The organism is Arthrobacter sp. KBS0703 (assembly GCF_002008315.2).
Classification (GTDB): Bacteria; Actinomycetota; Actinomycetes; order Actinomycetales; family Micrococcaceae; genus Arthrobacter.
In genome coordinates, this window is record NZ_MVDG02000001.1 from 1158675 (window position 1) to 1176153 (window position 17479).

The 17479-nt window shown below is 66.7% G+C and carries 17 protein-coding genes, 2 tRNA genes, 1 other RNA gene and 1 pseudogene; 13 read left to right on the forward strand and 8 right to left on the reverse strand.

All coding sequences use genetic code 11. The features are described 5' to 3' along the window. Positions 1-24: 24 nt before the first annotated feature. From rnpB to B1A87_RS05485, 4 genes are all read left to right on the forward strand, one after another. Positions 25-416, forward strand: an RNA gene (gene rnpB / locus B1A87_RS05470) — RNase P RNA component class A. A gap of 269 nt (positions 417-685) precedes the next feature. After that, positions 686-2179, forward strand: coding sequence for a glyceraldehyde-3-phosphate dehydrogenase (locus B1A87_RS05475; protein ID WP_078028774.1), 1494 nt, complete (start codon positions 686-688; stop codon positions 2177-2179). A gap of 150 nt (positions 2180-2329) precedes the next feature. Further along, on the forward strand, positions 2330-2539 hold the full coding sequence (locus tag B1A87_RS05480; RefSeq protein ID WP_078028775.1) for a hypothetical protein: 210 nt from the start codon (positions 2330-2332) through the stop codon (positions 2537-2539). Between the two features lie 123 nt (positions 2540-2662). After that, complete coding sequence (locus B1A87_RS05485) at positions 2663-3460, forward strand: HNH endonuclease family protein (RefSeq protein WP_078028776.1); 798 nt, start codon at positions 2663-2665, stop codon at positions 3458-3460. 62 nt (positions 3461-3522) lie between these two features. Here the strand turns inward: B1A87_RS05485 and def are convergent, their stop codons facing one another. From def to orn, 3 genes are all read right to left on the reverse strand, one after another. Next, entirely contained in the window at positions 3523-4095 is a 573-nt protein-coding gene (gene def, locus B1A87_RS05490; RefSeq protein WP_078028777.1) for a peptide deformylase, read from the reverse strand. A 125-nt stretch (positions 4096-4220) separates the two neighbouring features. After that, positions 4221-4293: transfer RNA gene (locus B1A87_RS05495), tRNA-His, on the reverse strand. Between the two features lie 131 nt (positions 4294-4424). Then, positions 4425-5096: an oligoribonuclease gene (orn, locus tag B1A87_RS05500; protein WP_260680691.1), complete on the reverse strand. Its 672-nt coding sequence runs from the start codon at positions 5094-5096 to the stop codon at positions 4425-4427. Positions 5097-5251: 155 nt separating this feature from the next. Between orn and mptB the strand changes: the two genes are divergently transcribed. Beyond that, positions 5252-6808 (forward strand): polyprenol phosphomannose-dependent alpha 1,6 mannosyltransferase MptB, encoded by a 1557-nt coding sequence (mptB, locus tag B1A87_RS05505; RefSeq protein WP_078028779.1) that lies wholly within the window; start codon positions 5252-5254, stop codon positions 6806-6808. Here mptB and B1A87_RS05510 read toward each other — a convergent pair. Further along, positions 6801-7487 carry a DNA alkylation repair protein gene (locus B1A87_RS05510; RefSeq protein ID WP_078028780.1) on the reverse strand — a complete coding sequence of 229 codons (687 nt, stop codon included), beginning with the start codon at positions 7485-7487 and terminating at the stop codon, positions 6801-6803. The genes mptB and B1A87_RS05510 overlap by 8 nt on opposite strands. 156 nt (positions 7488-7643) lie before the next feature. Here B1A87_RS05510 and map point away from each other — a divergent pair, with 156 nt between their 5' ends. Continuing rightward, complete coding sequence (gene map, locus B1A87_RS05515; protein ID WP_078028781.1) at positions 7644-8411, forward strand: type I methionyl aminopeptidase; 768 nt, start codon at positions 7644-7646, stop codon at positions 8409-8411. Between the two features lie 62 nt (positions 8412-8473). Further along, positions 8474-9379 (forward strand): aldose 1-epimerase family protein, encoded by a 906-nt coding sequence (locus B1A87_RS05520; RefSeq protein ID WP_078028782.1) that lies wholly within the window; start codon positions 8474-8476, stop codon positions 9377-9379. Between the two features lie 12 nt (positions 9380-9391). Here the strand turns inward: B1A87_RS05520 and B1A87_RS05525 are convergent, their stop codons facing one another. Then, complete coding sequence (locus B1A87_RS05525) at positions 9392-10087, reverse strand: GNAT family N-acetyltransferase (RefSeq protein ID WP_078028784.1); 696 nt, start codon at positions 10085-10087, stop codon at positions 9392-9394. Positions 10088-10140: 53 nt separating this feature from the next. Next, a pseudogene (locus B1A87_RS05530) lies at positions 10141-11234 on the reverse strand (LacI family DNA-binding transcriptional regulator). Positions 11235-11429: 195 nt separating this feature from the next. Here B1A87_RS05530 and B1A87_RS05535 point away from each other — a divergent pair. The 4 genes from B1A87_RS05535 to B1A87_RS05550 all read left to right on the forward strand — a co-directional run bounded on the left by B1A87_RS05535 (position 11430) and on the right by B1A87_RS05550 (position 15232). After that, positions 11430-12602: a Gfo/Idh/MocA family protein gene (locus tag B1A87_RS05535; RefSeq protein WP_078028788.1), complete on the forward strand. Its 1173-nt coding sequence runs from the start codon at positions 11430-11432 to the stop codon at positions 12600-12602. After that, positions 12599-13813: a dihydrodipicolinate synthase family protein gene (locus B1A87_RS05540; protein ID WP_078028789.1), complete on the forward strand. Its 1215-nt coding sequence runs from the start codon at positions 12599-12601 to the stop codon at positions 13811-13813. The genes B1A87_RS05535 and B1A87_RS05540 overlap by 4 nt, the downstream gene beginning before the upstream one ends. Next, a complete protein-coding gene (locus B1A87_RS05545; protein ID WP_078028790.1) occupies positions 13810-14649 on the forward strand; it encodes a sugar phosphate isomerase/epimerase in 840 nt (279 codons plus the stop codon). The genes B1A87_RS05540 and B1A87_RS05545 overlap by 4 nt, the downstream gene beginning before the upstream one ends. 151 nt (positions 14650-14800) lie before the next feature. Next, a complete protein-coding gene (locus tag B1A87_RS05550; protein WP_078028791.1) occupies positions 14801-15232 on the forward strand; it encodes an SRPBCC domain-containing protein in 432 nt (143 codons plus the stop codon). Positions 15233-15299: 67 nt separating this feature from the next. Here B1A87_RS05550 and B1A87_RS05555 read toward each other — a convergent pair whose 3' ends face one another. Both B1A87_RS05555 and B1A87_RS05560 read right to left on the reverse strand, forming a co-directional pair. Continuing rightward, positions 15300-15758: a lipopolysaccharide assembly LapA domain-containing protein gene (locus B1A87_RS05555; protein ID WP_078028924.1), complete on the reverse strand. Its 459-nt coding sequence runs from the start codon at positions 15756-15758 to the stop codon at positions 15300-15302. A gap of 261 nt (positions 15759-16019) precedes the next feature. Then, a tRNA-Arg gene (locus B1A87_RS05560) sits at positions 16020-16095 on the reverse strand. 212 nt (positions 16096-16307) lie between these two features. On the opposite strand from B1A87_RS05560, the gene B1A87_RS05565 reads away from it, so the two are divergent. Beyond that, positions 16308-16877, forward strand: coding sequence for a single-stranded DNA-binding protein (locus B1A87_RS05565; protein WP_078028792.1), 570 nt, complete (start codon positions 16308-16310; stop codon positions 16875-16877). Between the two features lie 55 nt (positions 16878-16932). After that, a complete protein-coding gene (locus B1A87_RS23640) occupies positions 16933-17463 on the forward strand; it encodes a DUF6993 domain-containing protein (RefSeq protein ID WP_260680692.1) in 531 nt (176 codons plus the stop codon). Positions 17464-17479: the final 16 nt, after the last annotated feature.

Genomic DNA, 17479 nt, shown 5'->3' on the forward strand with positions numbered 1-17479 from the left:
GAAGCCCGTAGACTGGACGGCGGATGGGTTGACCAGGCGGCCGCGCGTCACGCGAGTGGCTCGAGGAACGTCCGGGCTCCGCAGAGCAGGGTGGTGGGTAACGCCCACTCGGGGTAACCCGCAGGCCAGTGCCACAGAAAACAGACCGCCTGCCCCGCGCCGTTTTGAAAGCGGCACGAAGCAGGTAAGGGTGAAACGGTGGTGTAAGAGACCACCAGCTTCCCGGGTGACCGGGAAGGCTAGGTAAACCCCACCCGGAGCAAGGCCAGACAGGGCACGATTGAGGGCTGCTCGCCCGAGTGCCCGGGTAGGCCGCTGGAGGGCGTCGGCAACGGCGTCCGTAGATGGATGGCCGCTACTCCCGCGCTGGTAACGGCACGGGAGCACAGAACCCGGCGTATCGGTCAACCCATCCATCCCCTTGGCCAGCTTCGGGCCCTGCCCGGTGTGAGTGAATTCACGCACGCGGCGGCGGTCCGGGCATACGGCCCCGCCTTAGAATGGACAGTGAACGTAGAAGTTCTTCCGCCGGATCTGCGTTCGCAGCCGGCGGTTTTTCTTTGCAACGTACAACGGCATCCGGGGTGGACCGAAACCCTGCCGGTGCCAGCGCCCCTGGATAACTTCAGGTGGCCGCCATCCGGTTTACGACGACGTATCCGGTTGAACCAAGGAAGGTAGTTCTGTGAGCCAGACGTCAGATTCTTGTCTTGATACGTGGATGGGCCGCGAGGCGCTCGCCGAGGCCATGATCCCGGTGATCGGCCGGCTGTACCGCGAGAACAACGTGGTGACCTCCATCCACGGGCGCAGCCTGATCAACAAATCCACCATGAACATCCTCAAGGCCCACCGCTTTGCCCGCCGGATGAGCAAGGATGAGCTCCTCCTGGAGGAGACCGCGCCGCTGCTGGACACCCTCGCCAAGCTGGAGCTGGGCGCCGCGGCCATCGACATCGCGCGCCTGAACCAGAAGTTCAAGTCCGACGGCGGCGACGCCACTCTCGAGGAATTCCTCCGCGCCGAACTGGCCGAGATAGTAGGCAAGCGGGGCGCAGACGACCGCACCAGCACCGACGTCGTGCTTTACGGCTTCGGCCGGATCGGCCGCCTGCTGGCACGCCTCCTCATCGAAAAGGCAGGCGGCGGGCACGGCCTGCGGCTGCGCGCCATCGTGGTCCGCCGCGGCTCCGACAACGACCTGTCCAAGCGCGCCAGCCTCCTGCGCCGCGACTCGGTGCACGGCTCCTTCGAAGGCACCATCAAGGTGGACCAGGAAGCCAACACCATCACCGCCAACGGCGTCCAGGTCCAGGTCATCTACTCGGACAACCCCGCCACCATCGACTACACGGCCTACGGCATCAAGGACGCCCTGGTGGTTGACAACACGGGCCGCTGGCGCGACGCCGAAGGCCTGTCCCAGCACCTCCTGAGCAAGGGCGTGGCCCGCGTGCTCCTCACGGCCCCGGGCAAGGGCGACCTGAAGAACATCGTCCATGGCATCAACCACGGAACGATCCTGGACTCGGACAAGATCGTGACCGCAGCATCGTGCACCACCAATGCCATCACCCCGGTCCTGAAGGCGATCAACGACAAGTACGGTGTGGTCCACGGCCACGTCGAGACCGTGCACTCCTTCACGAACGATCAGAACCTGATCGACAACTTCCACAAGGGTGACCGTCGCGGCCGCTCCGCTGCGCTGAACATGGTCATCACCGAGACCGGTGCCGCCAAGGCCGTGGCCAAGGCGCTGCCGGAACTGCTGGGCAAGCTCACGGGCAGCTCCATCCGCGTCCCCACGCCGGACGTGTCCCTGGCGATCCTGAACCTCAGCCTTGAGCGGGGAACCACCAAAGACGAGATCAACGACTTCCTGCGGGAAATGTCGCTGCACTCGGAGCTGCGCAAGCAGATCGACTACATCGACTCCCCGGAGGTTGTGTCCACGGACTTCGTCGGCTCGCGCCGGGCAGGCATCGTGGACGGCCTGGCCACGATCGCCAACGAGAAGAACCTGGTGCTGTACGTCTGGTACGACAACGAGTTCGGCTACAGCTGCCAGGTGGTCCGCGTCATGGAGGAAATGGCCGGCGTGAATCCTCCGGCGTTTCCCGCCAAGGACTCCGTCATGGACGCCGCGCCCGTGCTGGCCGCCGCTGCACTGGCCTGACGCCGACCCGGCTTAGAAGCCCCGGGCCCGTAACCCGGCCTAGGAGCCATCCAACGCAACCCGCTGCCCTGGCAGCGGGTTGCGTTGTTTCCCCGGAAGTTCCCAGCCGAGTCTCTGGAATCAGCCGGGAAAGGGGACCAGACTGGTGACATGGAACACGACGCGACTCTCCAGCACGAGACAACCTTGGAACATGCCCTCGACGTAGCGCGAGCCAACCAAAAGAAAGCTCAGCTGTTGTTGGACGAAGCCCGCGCTGCGCACGCGGCCGGCGAAATCGGCGACGACAGGGTGGCCCAACTGGAACGCCTTCTTGACCTCGCCAACGTGGACCTACGGCGGGTGATGCGGGAGCAATAGCACTGCTCGACTGTTCCTGCACAGCCCACCACTCCTCAACACTGTGGATTACGGCCCCGATGTCAGTGCTCCGGCCTAGGCTCTGGGGGTGAGTAGAAAACCCGACCTGAAGCCCCGGAGCACGTGAGCGTCAGCTGGGCCGCCTACCGGCGCGCCCGCCGCCGCTCGCGCCAGGCGTGGGCCGTGCTGGGGGCTTTCGCCGCTGTTCTGGTCGCCCTGATCATCTGGTTTTTCATCGCCGGGCAGTTTGCGGTAGCGGAGCCGGCAGTGTCCGGCCCGAGTGAGGCCCCCGTTTTCGACCCGGCCTGGATGAAGCCTGTGATCCCGCCCCGCCCGGTGCCCGGCGGCAGTGCGGCAGCGGCCCTCGAGGGCCTCGCAGTCAAAGGCCGTGCGCCAAAGAACGATTACCAGCGCTCGGCGTTCGGGCCGGCCTGGCAGGATGCCGACCGGAACGGGTGCGATACCCGCAATGACATCCTGCGCCGCGATCTCCGCGAGGTGGTGTTTGCGAAGGACTCCAAGTGCAAGGTCGTGTCCGGGACGATGCACGAGCCGTATGTCGGCCGGGTTGCGACGTTCACCCGCGGCGCGGACACCAGCAAGGACGTGCAGATCGACCACGTGGTTGCCCTGGGCGACGCCTGGCAGAAAGGAGCCCAGCAGCTCACGCCCAGGGAGCGGCAGAATCTGGCCAATGATCCGCTGAACCTCATTGCGGCGGACGGCCCGGCCAATCAGGAGAAGAGCGCCTCGGATGCCGGAACCTGGCTGCCGAAAAACAAGGCCCTCAGGTGCCACTACGTCGCACGGCAAATCTCGGTGAAAACGGCCTACGGGCTCTGGGTAACGCAGCCGGAGAAGGACGCCATGGCCCGCGTGCTGAGCTCCTGCCCGCAGCAGCAGACCATTGCCGCCCGGTGAAGCTGCGAGCCATGCCACCCGGTGAAGCCGCGCCCGGGCCGCGAGCCCGGTGAGTGAAGGGTTCAGTGCCCGAACGGGTCCGGATCCACTCCCGGCATCCACGTCAGCCCGGGGACGCCCCAGCCGCTCTTCTTGGCCTGCTTCATCGCCTTGCGGGCGTACCTGTCAATGAGGCGGTTCACGTAGAGCCGGCCGTCCAGGTGGTCGTATTCATGCTGGATCACCCGGGCGAACCAGCCCGTGGCTTCGAAGTCCACCGGGTTGCCGAACCCGTCGAAGCCCTGGACCCGCGCCCAGTCCGCCCGCTTCAGGGGGTACTGGCCTCCCGGGAAGGAGAGGCAGCCCTCAACCTCCTCGTCCGGGTCAGGCAGGGCGCCGGAGATCTTGGAAAGTGTCAGAACGGGGTTGACCAGGACCCCGGAAGGCGGCGCGCCGTCCTCGTTGTCGTACTTGTACACAAAGATCCGTTTGCCTACGCCCACCTGGGGTGCGGCCAGCCCCACGCCGTTGGCTTTGTCATTGGTCTCAAACATGTCGGCAATCAGCTGGCGGAGTTCGTCGTCGAACACCTCAACTTCGGCTGCGCGGCGGTGCAGCACCGGCTCGCCCCAGATGGTGATAGGCAGAACGGTCATGTCAGATGGATCCTTTGGTGCAGGGCGGACTTCAGCCGGCAATGGTGTGAAACGAACAAAGGCCGCACCGGATAACCGGTGCGGCCTTTGTGATTGGGCGGCAAGTCAATGCCGTCCTTGGTGAGGGTGAGCGACGGGGGTTGAACCCGCGACCTCCTGGACCACAACCAGGCGCTCTGCCAACTGAGCTACGCCCACCATGTGCCCCGACAGACTGTCCGGCAAGCCGTTCGTCCGAAAAGGCAACGTCAAATAGCTTACCTGCTGTTCGGGGGTGGTTTTGCCACTTTTGGCCATTTCGGCAAAATTTCCCTCAAACGTGGCGCAGATTACTTTCCGGGCTCCACTGGGGCCGCCGAAGGAACGGTCCCCGCCGCGAGCTCATCGGCGGGTGTGGACGGATCCGATATCCGCTTGGAGATCTGCTGGGCGGTGACGCTGTCCGGGCCGGGGGCCGGCACAAAGACCGCTTCCCGGTAATAGCGGAGTTCATCAATCGAATCCTTGATGTCGCCGAGCGCGCGGTGCCCGCCATGCTTGGCGGGTGCCTGGAAATAGGCGCGGGCGAACCAGCGCCGCGACAGTTCCTTGATGGTGCTCACGTCAACGATCCTGTAGTGCAGGTGCTCCACGACCGACGGCATGTCACGGGCCAGGAACACGCGGTCCGTGCCGACCGAATTTCCGGCGAGCGGCGCCTTGCGGGCATCCGGCACCCACTTGCGGATGTACTCCAGGACGGCGGCTTCGGCCTCAGCCAGAGTCTTTCCCTTGGGGAGCTCTTCGAGGAGGCCCGAGCGCGTGTGCATGTCCCGGACGAAGTCATTCATCTGGGCGAGGGCCGCGTCGTCGGGCTTGATGACGACGTCCACCCCGTCCCCGAGGATGTTGAGTTCGGAATCCGTCACCAGGGCAGCCACTTCGATCAGGGCGTCGTTAACACTGTCAAGGCCGGTCATTTCGCAGTCGATCCAGACGATGCGTTCGTTAGTAATAGGCACCCGATCAGCCTACCGTTTAGCCGTCCTGCTGCGGTCCGGTGCTAAGATTTCGGGTACGTGGCGGCGTCCCAGTGCGCCTGCCGCGATCCATTCTGGCCGGATATAACGGGCGCAGATGGCGGCAGTATGCCCACAACAGATTGGACGATCCTGAGATGACGGCGCCCGTGCCTGCGATTGGGGAAAAGGCCACCGGCCTTTCCACAGACCCGGCCCCGGCAGAGGTGGACAACCCCCGCTCGCCCATCCTCTCCGGTTTCATTGGCTCGGTGTTCCTAGTCATCGGCTCCCTGGGCGTTGGCTGGCTGGCTCCGGCGTCGGAGCTGCGGCGGATGCCGCTGTTTATTTGGATGCGCACCGAGGCCATCGGCGTCGCGTTGTCGATCGTGCTCTTGGCCGTCGGCGGCATGTTGCTGGTCCGGGCGTGGCTCAGGCTTGGCCAGCACATCCACATCTGGGGTGAGGCGGCCCGAAAAGCCACCCTGAAGGCCATTGCCGCGTGGGGCCTGCCCATGATGTTCACGGTCCCGTTGTTCAGCCGGGACGTTTATGCCTACATCGGCCAGGGCCGGCTGATGGTGGAGGGGTTCAACCCGTACGAGAACGGCATCTCGGCCCTGTCCAACTATTTCCAGCTCGGCGCTGACAAAATGTGGACCGAAGCCCCGGTGCCGTACGGGCAGCTGTTCCTTTGGATCGAGCAGTTCGTGGTCTGGTCCACCAACGTCCACCCCGAGGCAAGCATCATGCTGTTCCGCCTCGCCGCGCTGGCCGGCGTGGCGCTGTGCATTATCTATGTCCCCAAGCTCGCCGAACTCCACGGCGTCAATCCCCACCGCGCCCTCTGGCTTACGGCGGCGAATCCGCTCTTCCTCACCAACTTCATTGCGAGCGTCCACAACGACTCGCTGATGATCGGCCTTGCCCTAGCCGGACTGTATTACTCAGCCACCAGGCGCGTCATCTTCGGAATTGTCCTGGTGACGGCCTCCATTGCGGTGAAGCCCATTACCGTGGTCTTCCTGCCCTTCATCGGACTGCTCTGGGCGGGCAAGGGAGCCAGCTGGCCGCGGAGGTTTGTTTTCTGGGGCTTGACCGCGGGAATCAGTTTTGCCCTGCTCTACCTCATGAGCCTGGTGAACGGTTTCGGCTTCGGGTGGATCAACGGCCTGTCCGCGCCCGGAAGCGTGTGGATCTGGTACGCCCCGGTGGGCCTGCTGGGCCTGGTGGTGGCCTCCATCGCCAACGCGTTCAGTTTCGACGGGTGGGGCCTCGCCAAACTGGTTTACGACGCCGGCAAGGTGCTTGCCGTGGGAATCGTCGCCTGGCAGATCTTCAGGGGAGACCACGACCGCATCATGCGCCGGCTGACGCTGGCGTTCGCGGCGGTGGTGGTGCTGGCCCCGATGATCCAGTCCTGGTACGTCGTCTGGCTGATCCCGCTGTTTGCCGTGACCGGCATCCGCGATGACTGGCAGGTCAAAGCCCTGTACTTCATCGTGTCCTTCTTCATGGTCTACGCGATTTCAGACCAGCTGGAGGTCTTCCCGTATTTGCAGACTGAGGACCTGGGCCTGGCGTTGGCACTTGCCCGCAACGCCGCGGCCATCATCGCCCTCCTGTTTGCGCTCTACCTGATCTTCCTGGACCGGAGGACCAAGCTGCTGTTCAGCAAGTCGGACCAGCCGGTCACCACGCGACCCGTCATCTGACCGCGACGTTCCTCAGGGCTTCCCTGCGCGAGAGCGGGCTGAGGGAAGGGCCGTTCCTGGCCACAAAGTCCAGGACCCAGTCAGGCTCGGTTTTGGCGTACTCGCGCAGCACCCAGCCGATGGCCTTGCGGATGAAGAACTCCCCGTCGGCCATATTCGCCTCGATGACGCTCGCGAGCAGGGCCGGGTCCGTGCGGGACTTCGCGCCCAGCTGGGCGGTGATGGAGGCCCGACGGATCCAGAGGTCCGGGTCCGCGCTCCAGCGGAGCAGCACGGGCGTGAGTTCCTCCCGGTGGGCCTGGAGCAGGGTGCAGATCCGGTGGGCCACGCCGTCCACGTAATCCCACGATGCGCCGGTGCGGATGATTTCCTCGTACACCGGCAGCATCCCGAGGTCACGGGCAACCAGCCGCAGCCCGGTGAGGTCGATCGCCGCGTAGCGTTCCTCGCGGTAGCCGGCCTCCCGCCACAGGGCGAGCACGGTTGACCGCAGGTCCTCGGCGGAGGCAAAGGGATGGGCCGCCGCAATGCTCTTCGTGGCCTTTCGCACATCCGGCACCCGGACGCCGAGGGACGGAGTGGACGACTTCATGTAGGCCTGAGCCGCGGCGCCGCGCACCGGGTCCGCCGCGGCGCGCAGTTCGGAGCGGATGGCGGCCAGCACCTCTTCATTTGCCATGCCGCCACGATAGCTGCTTCAAGGAACCCGCCGCGTGGTTTGCCGGTGCCGGAGCGGCCCGCGTGGTCCTAGAGTAGGCAGGTACAGAGTATGCGCGTACGAGGCGCCGCCCGGCACGGATCCACCTGCCGCGCCCAAGTAATCCCGGAGGCCCCCATGTCCATGATCAAGACTCCCGAGGAAATTGCCTTGATGCGCGAAGCGGGACGCGTCGTGGCCAACGCGTTGGCGGCGGTCCGGCAGGCAGCCGCCGTCGGTGTTTCGCTGACGGAACTCGACGGCGTTGCCGCCGCCTCGATTTCCGACGCCGGAGCCACGCCGGCGTTCCTCAACTACCGGCCGCGCTGGGCTGCCGTTCCGTTTCCCGGCGTGATCTGCACGAGTGTGAATGATGCCGTGGTGCACGGGATCCCCAACGGATACCGGCTGCAGGACGGAGACCTGCTGAGCGTGGACTGCGGCGCCTTCCTTGAGGGCTGGTGCGGGGATGCCGCCATCAGCTTTGTCGTGGGCACGGTGGATCCGGTGGACCAGGCGCTCATCGAGGCGACGGACGCCGCGCTGGCCAGGGGCATCGACGCTGCGCGGGTGGGCAACAAGATGGGCGACCTCGCGTACGCGATCGGCGGCGCCGCCCGGCGGGAGGGCTACGGACTGTTGGCTGACCACGGCGGGCACGGGATTGGCCGCACCATGCACGCGGAACCTCCGGTACCCAACGACGGCCGCCCCGGCCGGGGGATCAAGCTGACCGAGGGGCTGGTCATCGCCATCGAGCCGATGCTCATTCTCGGAGGTAGTGGTGACTACTACCACGACGAGGACGAGTGGACGCTCCGGTCCGCCAACGGCCGCAGGGCTGCACACAGCGAACACACCGTGGCCATCACCGAGGACGGTCCGGTCATCCTGACCCTGCCCTGACCCTGCGCTATCCTTGCTGGTAGTGACGGAAAGTTAGCGCTAACAGAGGAGACAGGACGCCCATGCCGCGCACGGAGCATGCCATAAGTTTCGGCCCCTATTCGGCCATCATCACCGAGCGCAGCGGAGCCCTGCGGGAACTTCGGTACGACGGCCGGGACCTGGTGGTCGGCTTTGGTGCGGACGGCCCCATTCCGGACTACCGGGGAGTGGTCTGCGTCCCGTGGCCCAACCGGGTGGCCGGCGGCCGCTACAGCCACGGCGGCACAGCATTCCAGGCGCCCATCAACGAACCCGAACGGAACACGGCCCTCCACGGCCTGGTGCTGGATGTGCCGTGGACCCTGGCGCAGCGGACGGATTCCTCGGTCACTCTCCGGTGCCACGTCGCTGCCGGACCCGCCTATCCGGGGGCGCTTGCGGTGACCGCTTCCTATGAGCTGCTGGCCGACGGCCTGCACTGCGCTGTCACGGCCGCCAACGTCGGTGAGACGGCGGCCCCGTACGGGGTTTGCCCGCATCCGTACCTCGTCGCCGGCCCGGCCCCGTTGGATAATTGGACGCTGGAACTCCCCGCTGGAGAGTTTCTCGAAGTCACGCCGGACCGGCTGCTGCCGCGGCAAATGAGGTCCGTTGACGGTCATGAGTTCGATTTCCGGAACGAGCGCGGCCTTGGTTCCGTCCGGATTGACCACGCGTTCACGAGCCTCAGCCGCAACCCTGACGGACTGGCAACGGTGCGCGTCTTTGACCCCTCGGGGACGGGAGTGGAGATCGAATGGGACAAGCGGTGCCCGTGGGTGCAGGTTCACACGGCGGACAAGCCCGTGGGTCCGGACCGGCTCGGACTGGCAGTGGAACCGATGACCTGCCCGCCCGACGCGTTCAATTCGGGTACAGATGTGGTGGAGTTGCTCCCGGGCTCGTCGCATGAGGCAGGCTGGACGATCCGCGCCCTGAGCCGATAGCGGTGCCGTCGGTCACCGGCTCGGCGGCCTGAGCTGCAGGCGCACCACGGCGCGGCCCGGAACGGCCTCGCTGACCACCTCGAAGCCGGCGGCCAGGAAGAGCCCGAGTGTCCCGTGGTACAGGTCCGGCGCGCCGGCTTTGGGCCGCTTCGCCGCATCCACCGGATAGCCTTCCAGCACCGCTGCTCCACAGGCCCTTGCGTGCTCGACGGCGGCCCCGAGGAGCGCGGCTGCAACGCCGCTGCGGCGGTGGCCGGGGGAGACGACGAAGCAACTCACAGACCATACATCGGCAGCTGCGGGGGAGTCCGCGGCGGCCTCGCCGGCGGGGCCGGGAATTGCGGGGCCAGAAATTGCAGGGCCGGCGATGCCCGGGCCGGCGGCCTTGAGGACCTGCGAACGCAGAATCCGGGGATAGCAGTGCCGGGGTTCAACGGCACACCAGCCCACCGGAGTGCCGTCCCGGTAAGCGAGGACGCCGGGCGCCGGCATGCCGCCGTCGAACCTGTCTTTCAGCAGGGCCTTGCGGTCGGCAGGGGAGGTCGCCGCATAGTCAGGCCCGGTCAGGGCGAAGAACCGGCACCAGCACCGCGACGGTTCGCCCCTGACGCCGAACAGCTGCTCGACGTCGGGCCATTCGGCCGCGGCGGTGGCGATGCCGCCTGCGGCGTCCCGGTCCGGCTGTTTCGTGGCGTCCGGCTGTGTCATGGGAACAGCCTAGGTCAGCCCCTCGGGGCTGGCGAGGTGGCGACGGCCACGGGCTACGAAACGGACTCCGGGGCCGCCTCGGTGCTGTGGCGAAGGGTCACTTGGCCTGTCACCGGAACGGGAGCACCGCCGTCGGCCGTTGAGTCCCCGCCCGCGGCGCCCAGGGCCGCCAGCCGGCCGATCTCCTCCAAGGGAAGCCGTACGGTTGACAGCGCCGGGCGGAAGTCGCGCAGCGTTTCGATGTCGTCGAACCCGGCGAGAAAGGCGTCGCGCGGGATCCGCAGCCCCTCCGAGCGCAGGGCTGCAGCGGCGCCGATGGCCATGACATCATTGACCGCGAAGATGCAGAGCCGGGGCCCGGCCGAACCCTGCGTTCGGCCGGCCTTGATGCGGGAGGCCAGCACCTCGCCAGCCGCAAAGCCTCCGGCGCGGTCAAAGCCGCTGTGCATGACCTCTGCCCGTTGCCGGCCGGAGGCCGCCAGGCCGGCCTGGAATCCGCGAACGCGGTCGTCGGACGTCACGAGACCCTCCGGGCCGCCCATGATGACGAACTCACCGGGGTGGTTCGCCGCGAGCTGACGGGCGAGCTCGGCGGCGAGTTCCTCGTTCGGAACGGCAACCACGTGGTAGCCCTCGGAGGTTGCGGCTCCGATGACCGGATGCCCCACGACGCCGACGCGCCCGCCGTTGCGGCAGTACCGGTCCAGTTCCGCGGCCAGCTCGGCATTGCCGTCCCGGTCCGCCGGGCGGGCGGAGCGGGACCCGGCGATCACGATCGAGTCGGCCCTGCGCCTGTCTCTTATACACATCTGGCCACAGCCGCCCGTTCGTCCGCAGGGGTGCCGCCGGCGGTGGCCAGCAAAACCATCTTGCCCTGTTCCCGGGCGGCTTCCTGCACGCCGCGGGCGATGGCGGAGAAGTAGGGGTCGGCGATGTCGTGCACGATCAGACCGAGGAGCCCGGAGCTGGACTTCGCCAGGCCCTGGGCCTGGGCGTTCGGAATGTAGCCGAGCGATTCCGCGGCCCTCCGCACTCGCTCCGCGATGTCCGGCCCCGGCGTCCGCGCCGAACCGTTGAGGACGCGCGATGCGGTGGCGGGGGAGACCCCTGCCAGGCGGGCCACCTCGGTCAGCGTGCTTGCAGCCACAGACAACTCCTGTTCAACAGCCCCCAGCGTCGGTCCGCTGCGGAGATGTTCACATTATGGCAGTTGCGGGGAATGCTGGGAAAGCGCTTGCCAATACGGCGTGGCATGGGCATTATTGGAAGCGACGGGAATGCGCGTTCCCAGTTCATTCGGACTCCGGACGACCTGGAGCTTCACTGACTATGAAGAGGACACATGGGCTTCGAAACACAGACGATCCGCATCGCCATGAACGGCATCACCGGCCGGATGGGCTACCGCCAGCACCTGCTGCGCTCCATCCTTCCCATCCGCGACGCGGGCGGCTTCACCCTCGAGGACGGCACCAGGGTTCAGGTCGAACCGATCCTGGTGGGCAGGAACGAGACCAAGATCCGTGAGCTGGCCGAGCTCCACAAGGTCTCCGAGTGGTCCACCGATCTGGACGCCGTCATCAACGACCCCACGGTCGACGTCGTCTTCGATGCCTCCATGACCAGCCTCCGGGCGGCCACCCTGAAGAAGGCCATGCGCGCCGGCAAGCACATCTTCACCGAGAAGCCCACTGCCGAAACGCTGGACGAGGCGATTGAACTGGCCCGCATCGGCAAGGAGGCCGGAGTCACCGCAGGCGTGGTCCACGACAAGCTTTACCTCCCCGGCCTGGTCAAGCTGCGCCGCCTAGTCGATGAAGGCTTCTTCGGCCGCATCCTCTCCATCCGCGGCGAATTCGGCTACTGGGTCTTCGAGGGGGACGTGCAGGCGGCGCAGCGCCCGTCCTGGAACTACCGTAAGGAAGACGGCGGCGGAATGACCACTGATATGTTCTGTCACTGGAACTACGTCCTCGAAGGCATCGTCGGCAAGGTCAAGAGCGTCAGTGCCAAGACCGCCACCCACATCCCCGCGCGGTGGGACGAGGCCGGCAAGGAATACCAGGCCACCGCCGACGACGCCTCCTACGGCATCTTCGAGCTCGAAACCCCAGGCGGTGACGAGGTCATCGGCCAGATCAACTCCTCCTGGGCCGTTCGCGTCTACCGTGACGAACTCGTGGAGTTCCAGATCGACGGCACGCACGGTTCCGCCGTCGCCGGCCTGAACAAGTGCGTCGCGCAGCAGCGCGCCCACACGCCCAAACCCGTCTGGAACCCGGACCTGCCCGTCACCGAATCGTTCCGCAGCCAGTGGCAGGAAGTCCCCGCCAACGCCGAACTGGACAACGGCTTCAAGCTGCAGTGGGAGGAATTCCTGCGCGACGTCGTCGCCGGCCGCGAACACCGCTTCGGCCTGCTCTCCGCGGCGCGTGGCGTCCAGCTCGCCGAGCTCGGACTGCAGTCCAACGGCGAGCGCCGCACCATCGACATCCCGGAGATCACGCTCTCATGACATCGCTGATCCTTCCCACGCACGACGGCGGCACGCGTGAGTACCGCCTCAACTCCGCCACTTCGTGGCCGATGCCGGCCGCGCCACTGACATCGCGCCGCGCCTACGCCGCCGCCCACGTCATCCCGGAGGTCACAGCGGACAACACTCCCGGGGCACCGGCCCGGCTCGACTGGGACGCCACGCTGGCCTACCGGCACGAGCTCTGGTCCTATGGCCTGGGGGTGGCCGACGCCATGGACACCGCCCAGCGCGGCATGGGCCTGGACTGGCAGGCCACGCAGCAGCTCATCAAGCGCACCGGTGTCGAGGCCGCGTCAGTGGTTTCCTCCGGTAGCGCCGCCACGGCCGGAAAGTCCGTCCGTGACCTCGTGTCCTGCGGTGCCGGCACCGACCAGCTGGACCTGGGCTCGCTGCCCTCAGGTGCTGCCGGAATCCGGGCCGTCCTGGATGCCTACCGCGAGCAGGTCGCCGTCGTATCCGAGGCCGGCCCCAAGGTGATCCTCATGGCTTCCCGTGCCCTGGCGAAAGTGGCCAGCGGGCCGGATGACTATCTGCAGGTCTACTCGACACTGCTGCAGGAAACGGAGCAGCCGGTGATCCTGCACTGGCTCGGCACCATGTTCGATCCCGCGCTGGCGGGCTACTGGGGCTCCGAGGATGTCCCTGCGGCCACGGAAACGTTCCTCTCCCTCATCCGGGAGCACGCGGACAAGGTGGATGGCGTCAAGGTGTCGCTTTTGGACGCCAGCCACGAAGGAGCACTGCACGCGGCCCTCCCCGCGGGCGTCCGGCTCTACACCGGCGACGACTTCAACTATCCGGAACTCATCGACGGCGACGGTACCCACCATTCGGACGCCCTGCTGGGCATCTTCGCCGCCATCTATCCGGCAGCCTCGGCGGCGCTGCAAAATTACGACGCCGGCGATCCCACCAGGGCCCGCGCCATCCTGGACTCCACCCGGGAGCTGGGCAAGCACATCTTCAGCGCCCCCACGTTCTACTACAAGACCGGCATCGCGTTCATATCCTGGCTGAACGGCAAGCAACCGGGCTTCCAGATGGTGGGCGGACTGCATTCCGGACGTTCCGTAGTGCACCTGGCCAAGACCTTCGAACTTGCCGACCAGGCCGGGCTGCTGAAGGACCCGGCCCTCGCGGCGTTCCGGATGTCCGATTTCCTTCGCATCAACGGAGTGGGAGTATGAGCGACTTTTCACGGCTTTCCCTCAACAGCGCCACCACCAAGAAGTGGACCCTCGCCGAGGCCGTCGACGGCTGTGCCCGGGCCGGCATCCCGGCGATCGGCCCCTGGCGCGACCGCGTGCACGAAGCCGGCGTGGACAAGGCCGCCAAGCTGATCAGGGACGCCGGCCTGCGCGTCTCCTCTCTGTGCCGCGGCGGCTTCCTGACGGCAGCCGACGCCGACGGCCAGGCGGCGGCCCTCGCCGACAACCGTGCCGCCGTCCTGGAAGCAGTGGCACTGGACACGCGGGAGCTGTTCCTGGTGGTCGGCGGCCTGGCCCCGGGGGAGAAGGACGTGGTGGCGGCCCGCCGGCGCGTGGCTGACCGCCTCGCAGACCTGGTTCCCTTCGCCGTCGAAAACGGCATCCGGCTGGTCCTTGAGCCGCTGCATCCGATGTACGCCGCGGACCGTGCCCTGATCTCCACCCTGGGCCAGGCCCTCGACCTGGCGGGCCCATACGACGCGAAGGCGGTCGGCGTCGCCGTCGACACGTTCCATGTCTGGTGGGACCCGGAACTGAAGGCGCAGATTGAACGGGCGGGCCGGGAGAACCGCATAGCCTCATACCAGGTCTGCGATTTCAACCTGCCCATCGCGGCAGACGCCCTACTGTCGCGGGGCATGATGGGCGACGGCGTGATCGACTTCGCCACGATCGGCACCTGGGTCCGGGACGCCGGATACACCGGCGACATCGAAGTGGAAATCTTCAACCAGGCCATCTGGGATGCCGACGGCGACGCCGTCCTCGCGGCCATGAAGGCGCGCTACGCCGAGCTGGTGCTGCCGTACGCCTGACGGCTCCCTGCCCACCCGCGGTACGGACGGCCGGCACCGGACACCGGTGCCGGCCCGGAGTCATCAGTCGCGGGCCCGGAGTTCTCAGCCGCGGGTGCGCCCTTAACAGGGCTGGCGTCCGCGGGTAGGGTGAGGCCGAGGAGGCAGGCTTATGAATCATCAGATCAAGGACGCGGTGGCGTCCATCGTCGTAGCGGCACCCGCGGAGAGGGTCTGGAAGGCCCTTACGGATCCCGACGACGTCAGGCAGTACTTCCTGGGCACGAACGTCACGTCCACGTGGCGTGAGGGCGACCCCGTGACCTTTGCCGGGGAATGGAAGGGCAAGACCTACGAAGACAAGGGAATTGTCCTGGCGAACCGGCCCAACGAGCTGTTGCGGATCAGCCACTACAGTCCACTGACGGGGCTTCCCGACGTGCCGGAGAACTACCACACGGTGGAGTACCGCCTGGATCCACGGGCCGAAGGCACCGAAGTCAGCATCACGCAGGGCAACAACCGGAGCGAATCCGAGGCGGAGGAATCCACCAAACTCTGGGATATGGTGCTCGCCAACCTCAAGGAGTATCTGGAGCGCTGACCCGGCGGAGCGGCCGGAGGATCCCGTCGCTTGCCTCCGCGCGCCGGCGCACTCGGCGACCGCCTTTTCAGCGCTGCCGTGAGCCTGATACGCGCCGGCGGTGTTCGGCGGCACGGAGTTGGATGATCCTCGCGGCGCCGGCCATTGCCACGAGCACGCCGCCGCCGACTGCGGCGATGAAGAGTGCGATGCCGAGGGCCACGGCACCTTGCAGCCCGAAGAACTTCACTTGGACGAGTTCCTGATTCTGCAGGATGAAGACGATCAGCAGCACAAGCACCACCAGGGCCGACGCGACCGCGGCCCAGATCATGCCGGCGCGGGTGACTGGACGTTTTGGTTCGTTCGTGGCCGCCGGAGTGGTGCCTCCGTCGTAGCCGGGAAGGGAAGCGGCGCCGGGCCGGCTTTGGCCCTCCCCGGCGGCCGTTCGGCCTTCCGCTGGCGGGGGAACGTTCGGCACGGAGGCCTGCGCCGGCGGCGATGGTTGCTCGTCGAACGGTTCGGGCTCAGATCGATTCTGCGTCATGCCGGTGAATCCTTTCCGGTGGTCCAGCGCGGCCGGGGGCGTGGGCGCCGGCGCCACATCACTGTGCCGGCGCCCACTCCGATCATAAGCACGCTTCAGGCGCATAGTAAGCATGCTTTGCATCGGAAGGGTCGCGTGTCGGGAGGGCTGGTAAAAGGCTGGCGGCACTGCGCGCCGGGACAACGAAAAACACCCCGGTCCGAAGACCGGGGTGTCAACGATGACCCGACACATCCGTAAAGGATGTCTCGACTCACCGCCTGGTGCCCCAGGAGGGAATCGAACCCCCGACCGGCGGATTAGAAGGCCGCTGCTCTATCCCCTGAGCTACTGGGGCAGTGGCTGCCCGGCAGGTTCCAGGCGCCTAAAAAAGTCTACATTGACTTGACCCCGGACGGTGTCACGGGCGGGGCCGTTTCACCTGTCCTCCACACGGCGTCCCCTGCCCGGGTTTTGCACATAGGTCATGTTGTCCCTCCCTGGTCCGTCGTGGCCGGTCGATGCTTGGAATGCCTGCTAGGGCAAGACAATTCGAGACAGGACACCAAGATGACTGACAACATCACCGTCCGCGGCTTCGTTGCCTCGGAGATCAGAAGCTCCACCACCCCCGGCGGTGTTGCCACCGCCTCCTTCCGCCTCGGGTCGACCGACCGGCGGTACGACCGCGCCTCCAGCACGTGGGTGGATGGAAACACCAACTGGTTCACCGTCCAGGGATACCGGCAGCTGGCCGGGAACATCGGCTGCAGCATCAAGAAGGGCCAGCGCGTCATCATCGTAGGGCGGCTGAAGATGCGCAGCTGGGAAAAGGACGGCCGGATCTACCACGCGGCCGAAATCGACGCCGAGTCCGTAGGCCACGACCTCATGTGGGGCTCCGCCAACTTCACCCGGACCGCCGGCAACAGCCCCCAGCCCGCCGTAGCCGCCGACGGACAGACCGGCGACGCCGAGGGGCACGAATCCGATGCTTCCGGGCGTGACCAGGAGGGAGGACAGGAAGACGGTGAGGAGGATGAAGACTCCGGGTCCACAGACATCTTCATCGACGGCGCCACAGGGGACACCCTGCAGTTGGACTCCGAAACCGGAGAGCTCACCGGGGCGGCAGCCTGAGCGGCGGTGGCATGCGGCACCGTAACCCCCCGGTGCCGCATGGCAGAATGGCAGCGTGACGCGAGCGAAGACACCTCAGGCAACCACCGGCTCCAGGGGCGGCTACGGCAGGTTCTCCGGCCGGTTCACACTCTCGGTGCTGCTGCTGTCATCACTGGCTGCGTGCAGTTCCGGCGCCAGCCAGCAGCCCGGACCGGAGTCCACCGGCCCGGCGGGGGCTACCTCCGCCGCATCTTCCGCGGCCGCCCCGGCTCCGGCGTCCTCCGCGGCTGCACAGGCGACCGCCGCTACGGCCACAGCACGGCTGCAGCGGACCATGGCCGAAGCACTCGGAAGCCTCACTGTAGGTAACCCGAAACCCGGAACGGACCAGATCACGGCGGCCCTGACTGCCGCCGGTGTTCCGGCCCGCAGCCTCGAGGTCTCGGCCGGCCGCACGCCCACTGGCCTGGACGTGGATTCCATTGAGGCCGCGTCAGTGCAGGGCAAGGACTGCGTGTTCGGGCAGATCCGCGACGGCAAAGTCACCGTGACGGTGCTGCCGGTGCTTGCGAACGGGAAGTGCTTCGTGGGGGCTCCCGCCTGACGCGAATGTGAGATAT

Bases quoted from the DNA above. Each gene is read 5' to 3' on its own strand.
- B1A87_RS05480 (WP_078028775.1), top strand. From the start codon at position 2,330: ATGGAACACGACGCGACTCTCCAGCACGAGACAACCTTGGAACATGCC.
- def (WP_078028777.1), bottom strand. From the start codon at position 4,095: ATGACCGTTCTGCCTATCACCATCTGGGGCGAGCCGGTGCTGCACCGC.
- mptB (WP_078028779.1), top strand. From the start codon at position 5,252: ATGACGGCGCCCGTGCCTGCGATTGGGGAAAAGGCCACCGGCCTTTCC.
- B1A87_RS05510 (WP_078028780.1), bottom strand. From the start codon at position 7,487: ATGGCAAATGAAGAGGTGCTGGCCGCCATCCGCTCCGAACTGCGCGCC.
- map (WP_078028781.1), top strand. From the start codon at position 7,644: ATGTCCATGATCAAGACTCCCGAGGAAATTGCCTTGATGCGCGAAGCG.
- B1A87_RS05520 (WP_078028782.1), top strand. From the start codon at position 8,474: ATGCCGCGCACGGAGCATGCCATAAGTTTCGGCCCCTATTCGGCCATC.
- B1A87_RS05525 (WP_078028784.1), bottom strand. From the start codon at position 10,087: ATGACACAGCCGGACGCCACGAAACAGCCGGACCGGGACGCCGCAGGC.
- B1A87_RS05535 (WP_078028788.1), top strand. From the start codon at position 11,430: ATGGGCTTCGAAACACAGACGATCCGCATCGCCATGAACGGCATCACC.
- B1A87_RS05540 (WP_078028789.1), top strand. From the start codon at position 12,599: ATGACATCGCTGATCCTTCCCACGCACGACGGCGGCACGCGTGAGTAC.
- B1A87_RS05545 (WP_078028790.1), top strand. From the start codon at position 13,810: ATGAGCGACTTTTCACGGCTTTCCCTCAACAGCGCCACCACCAAGAAG.
- B1A87_RS05550 (WP_078028791.1), top strand. From the start codon at position 14,801: ATGAATCATCAGATCAAGGACGCGGTGGCGTCCATCGTCGTAGCGGCA.
- B1A87_RS05555 (WP_078028924.1), bottom strand. From the start codon at position 15,758: ATGACGCAGAATCGATCTGAGCCCGAACCGTTCGACGAGCAACCATCG.
- B1A87_RS05565 (WP_078028792.1), top strand. From the start codon at position 16,308: ATGACTGACAACATCACCGTCCGCGGCTTCGTTGCCTCGGAGATCAGA.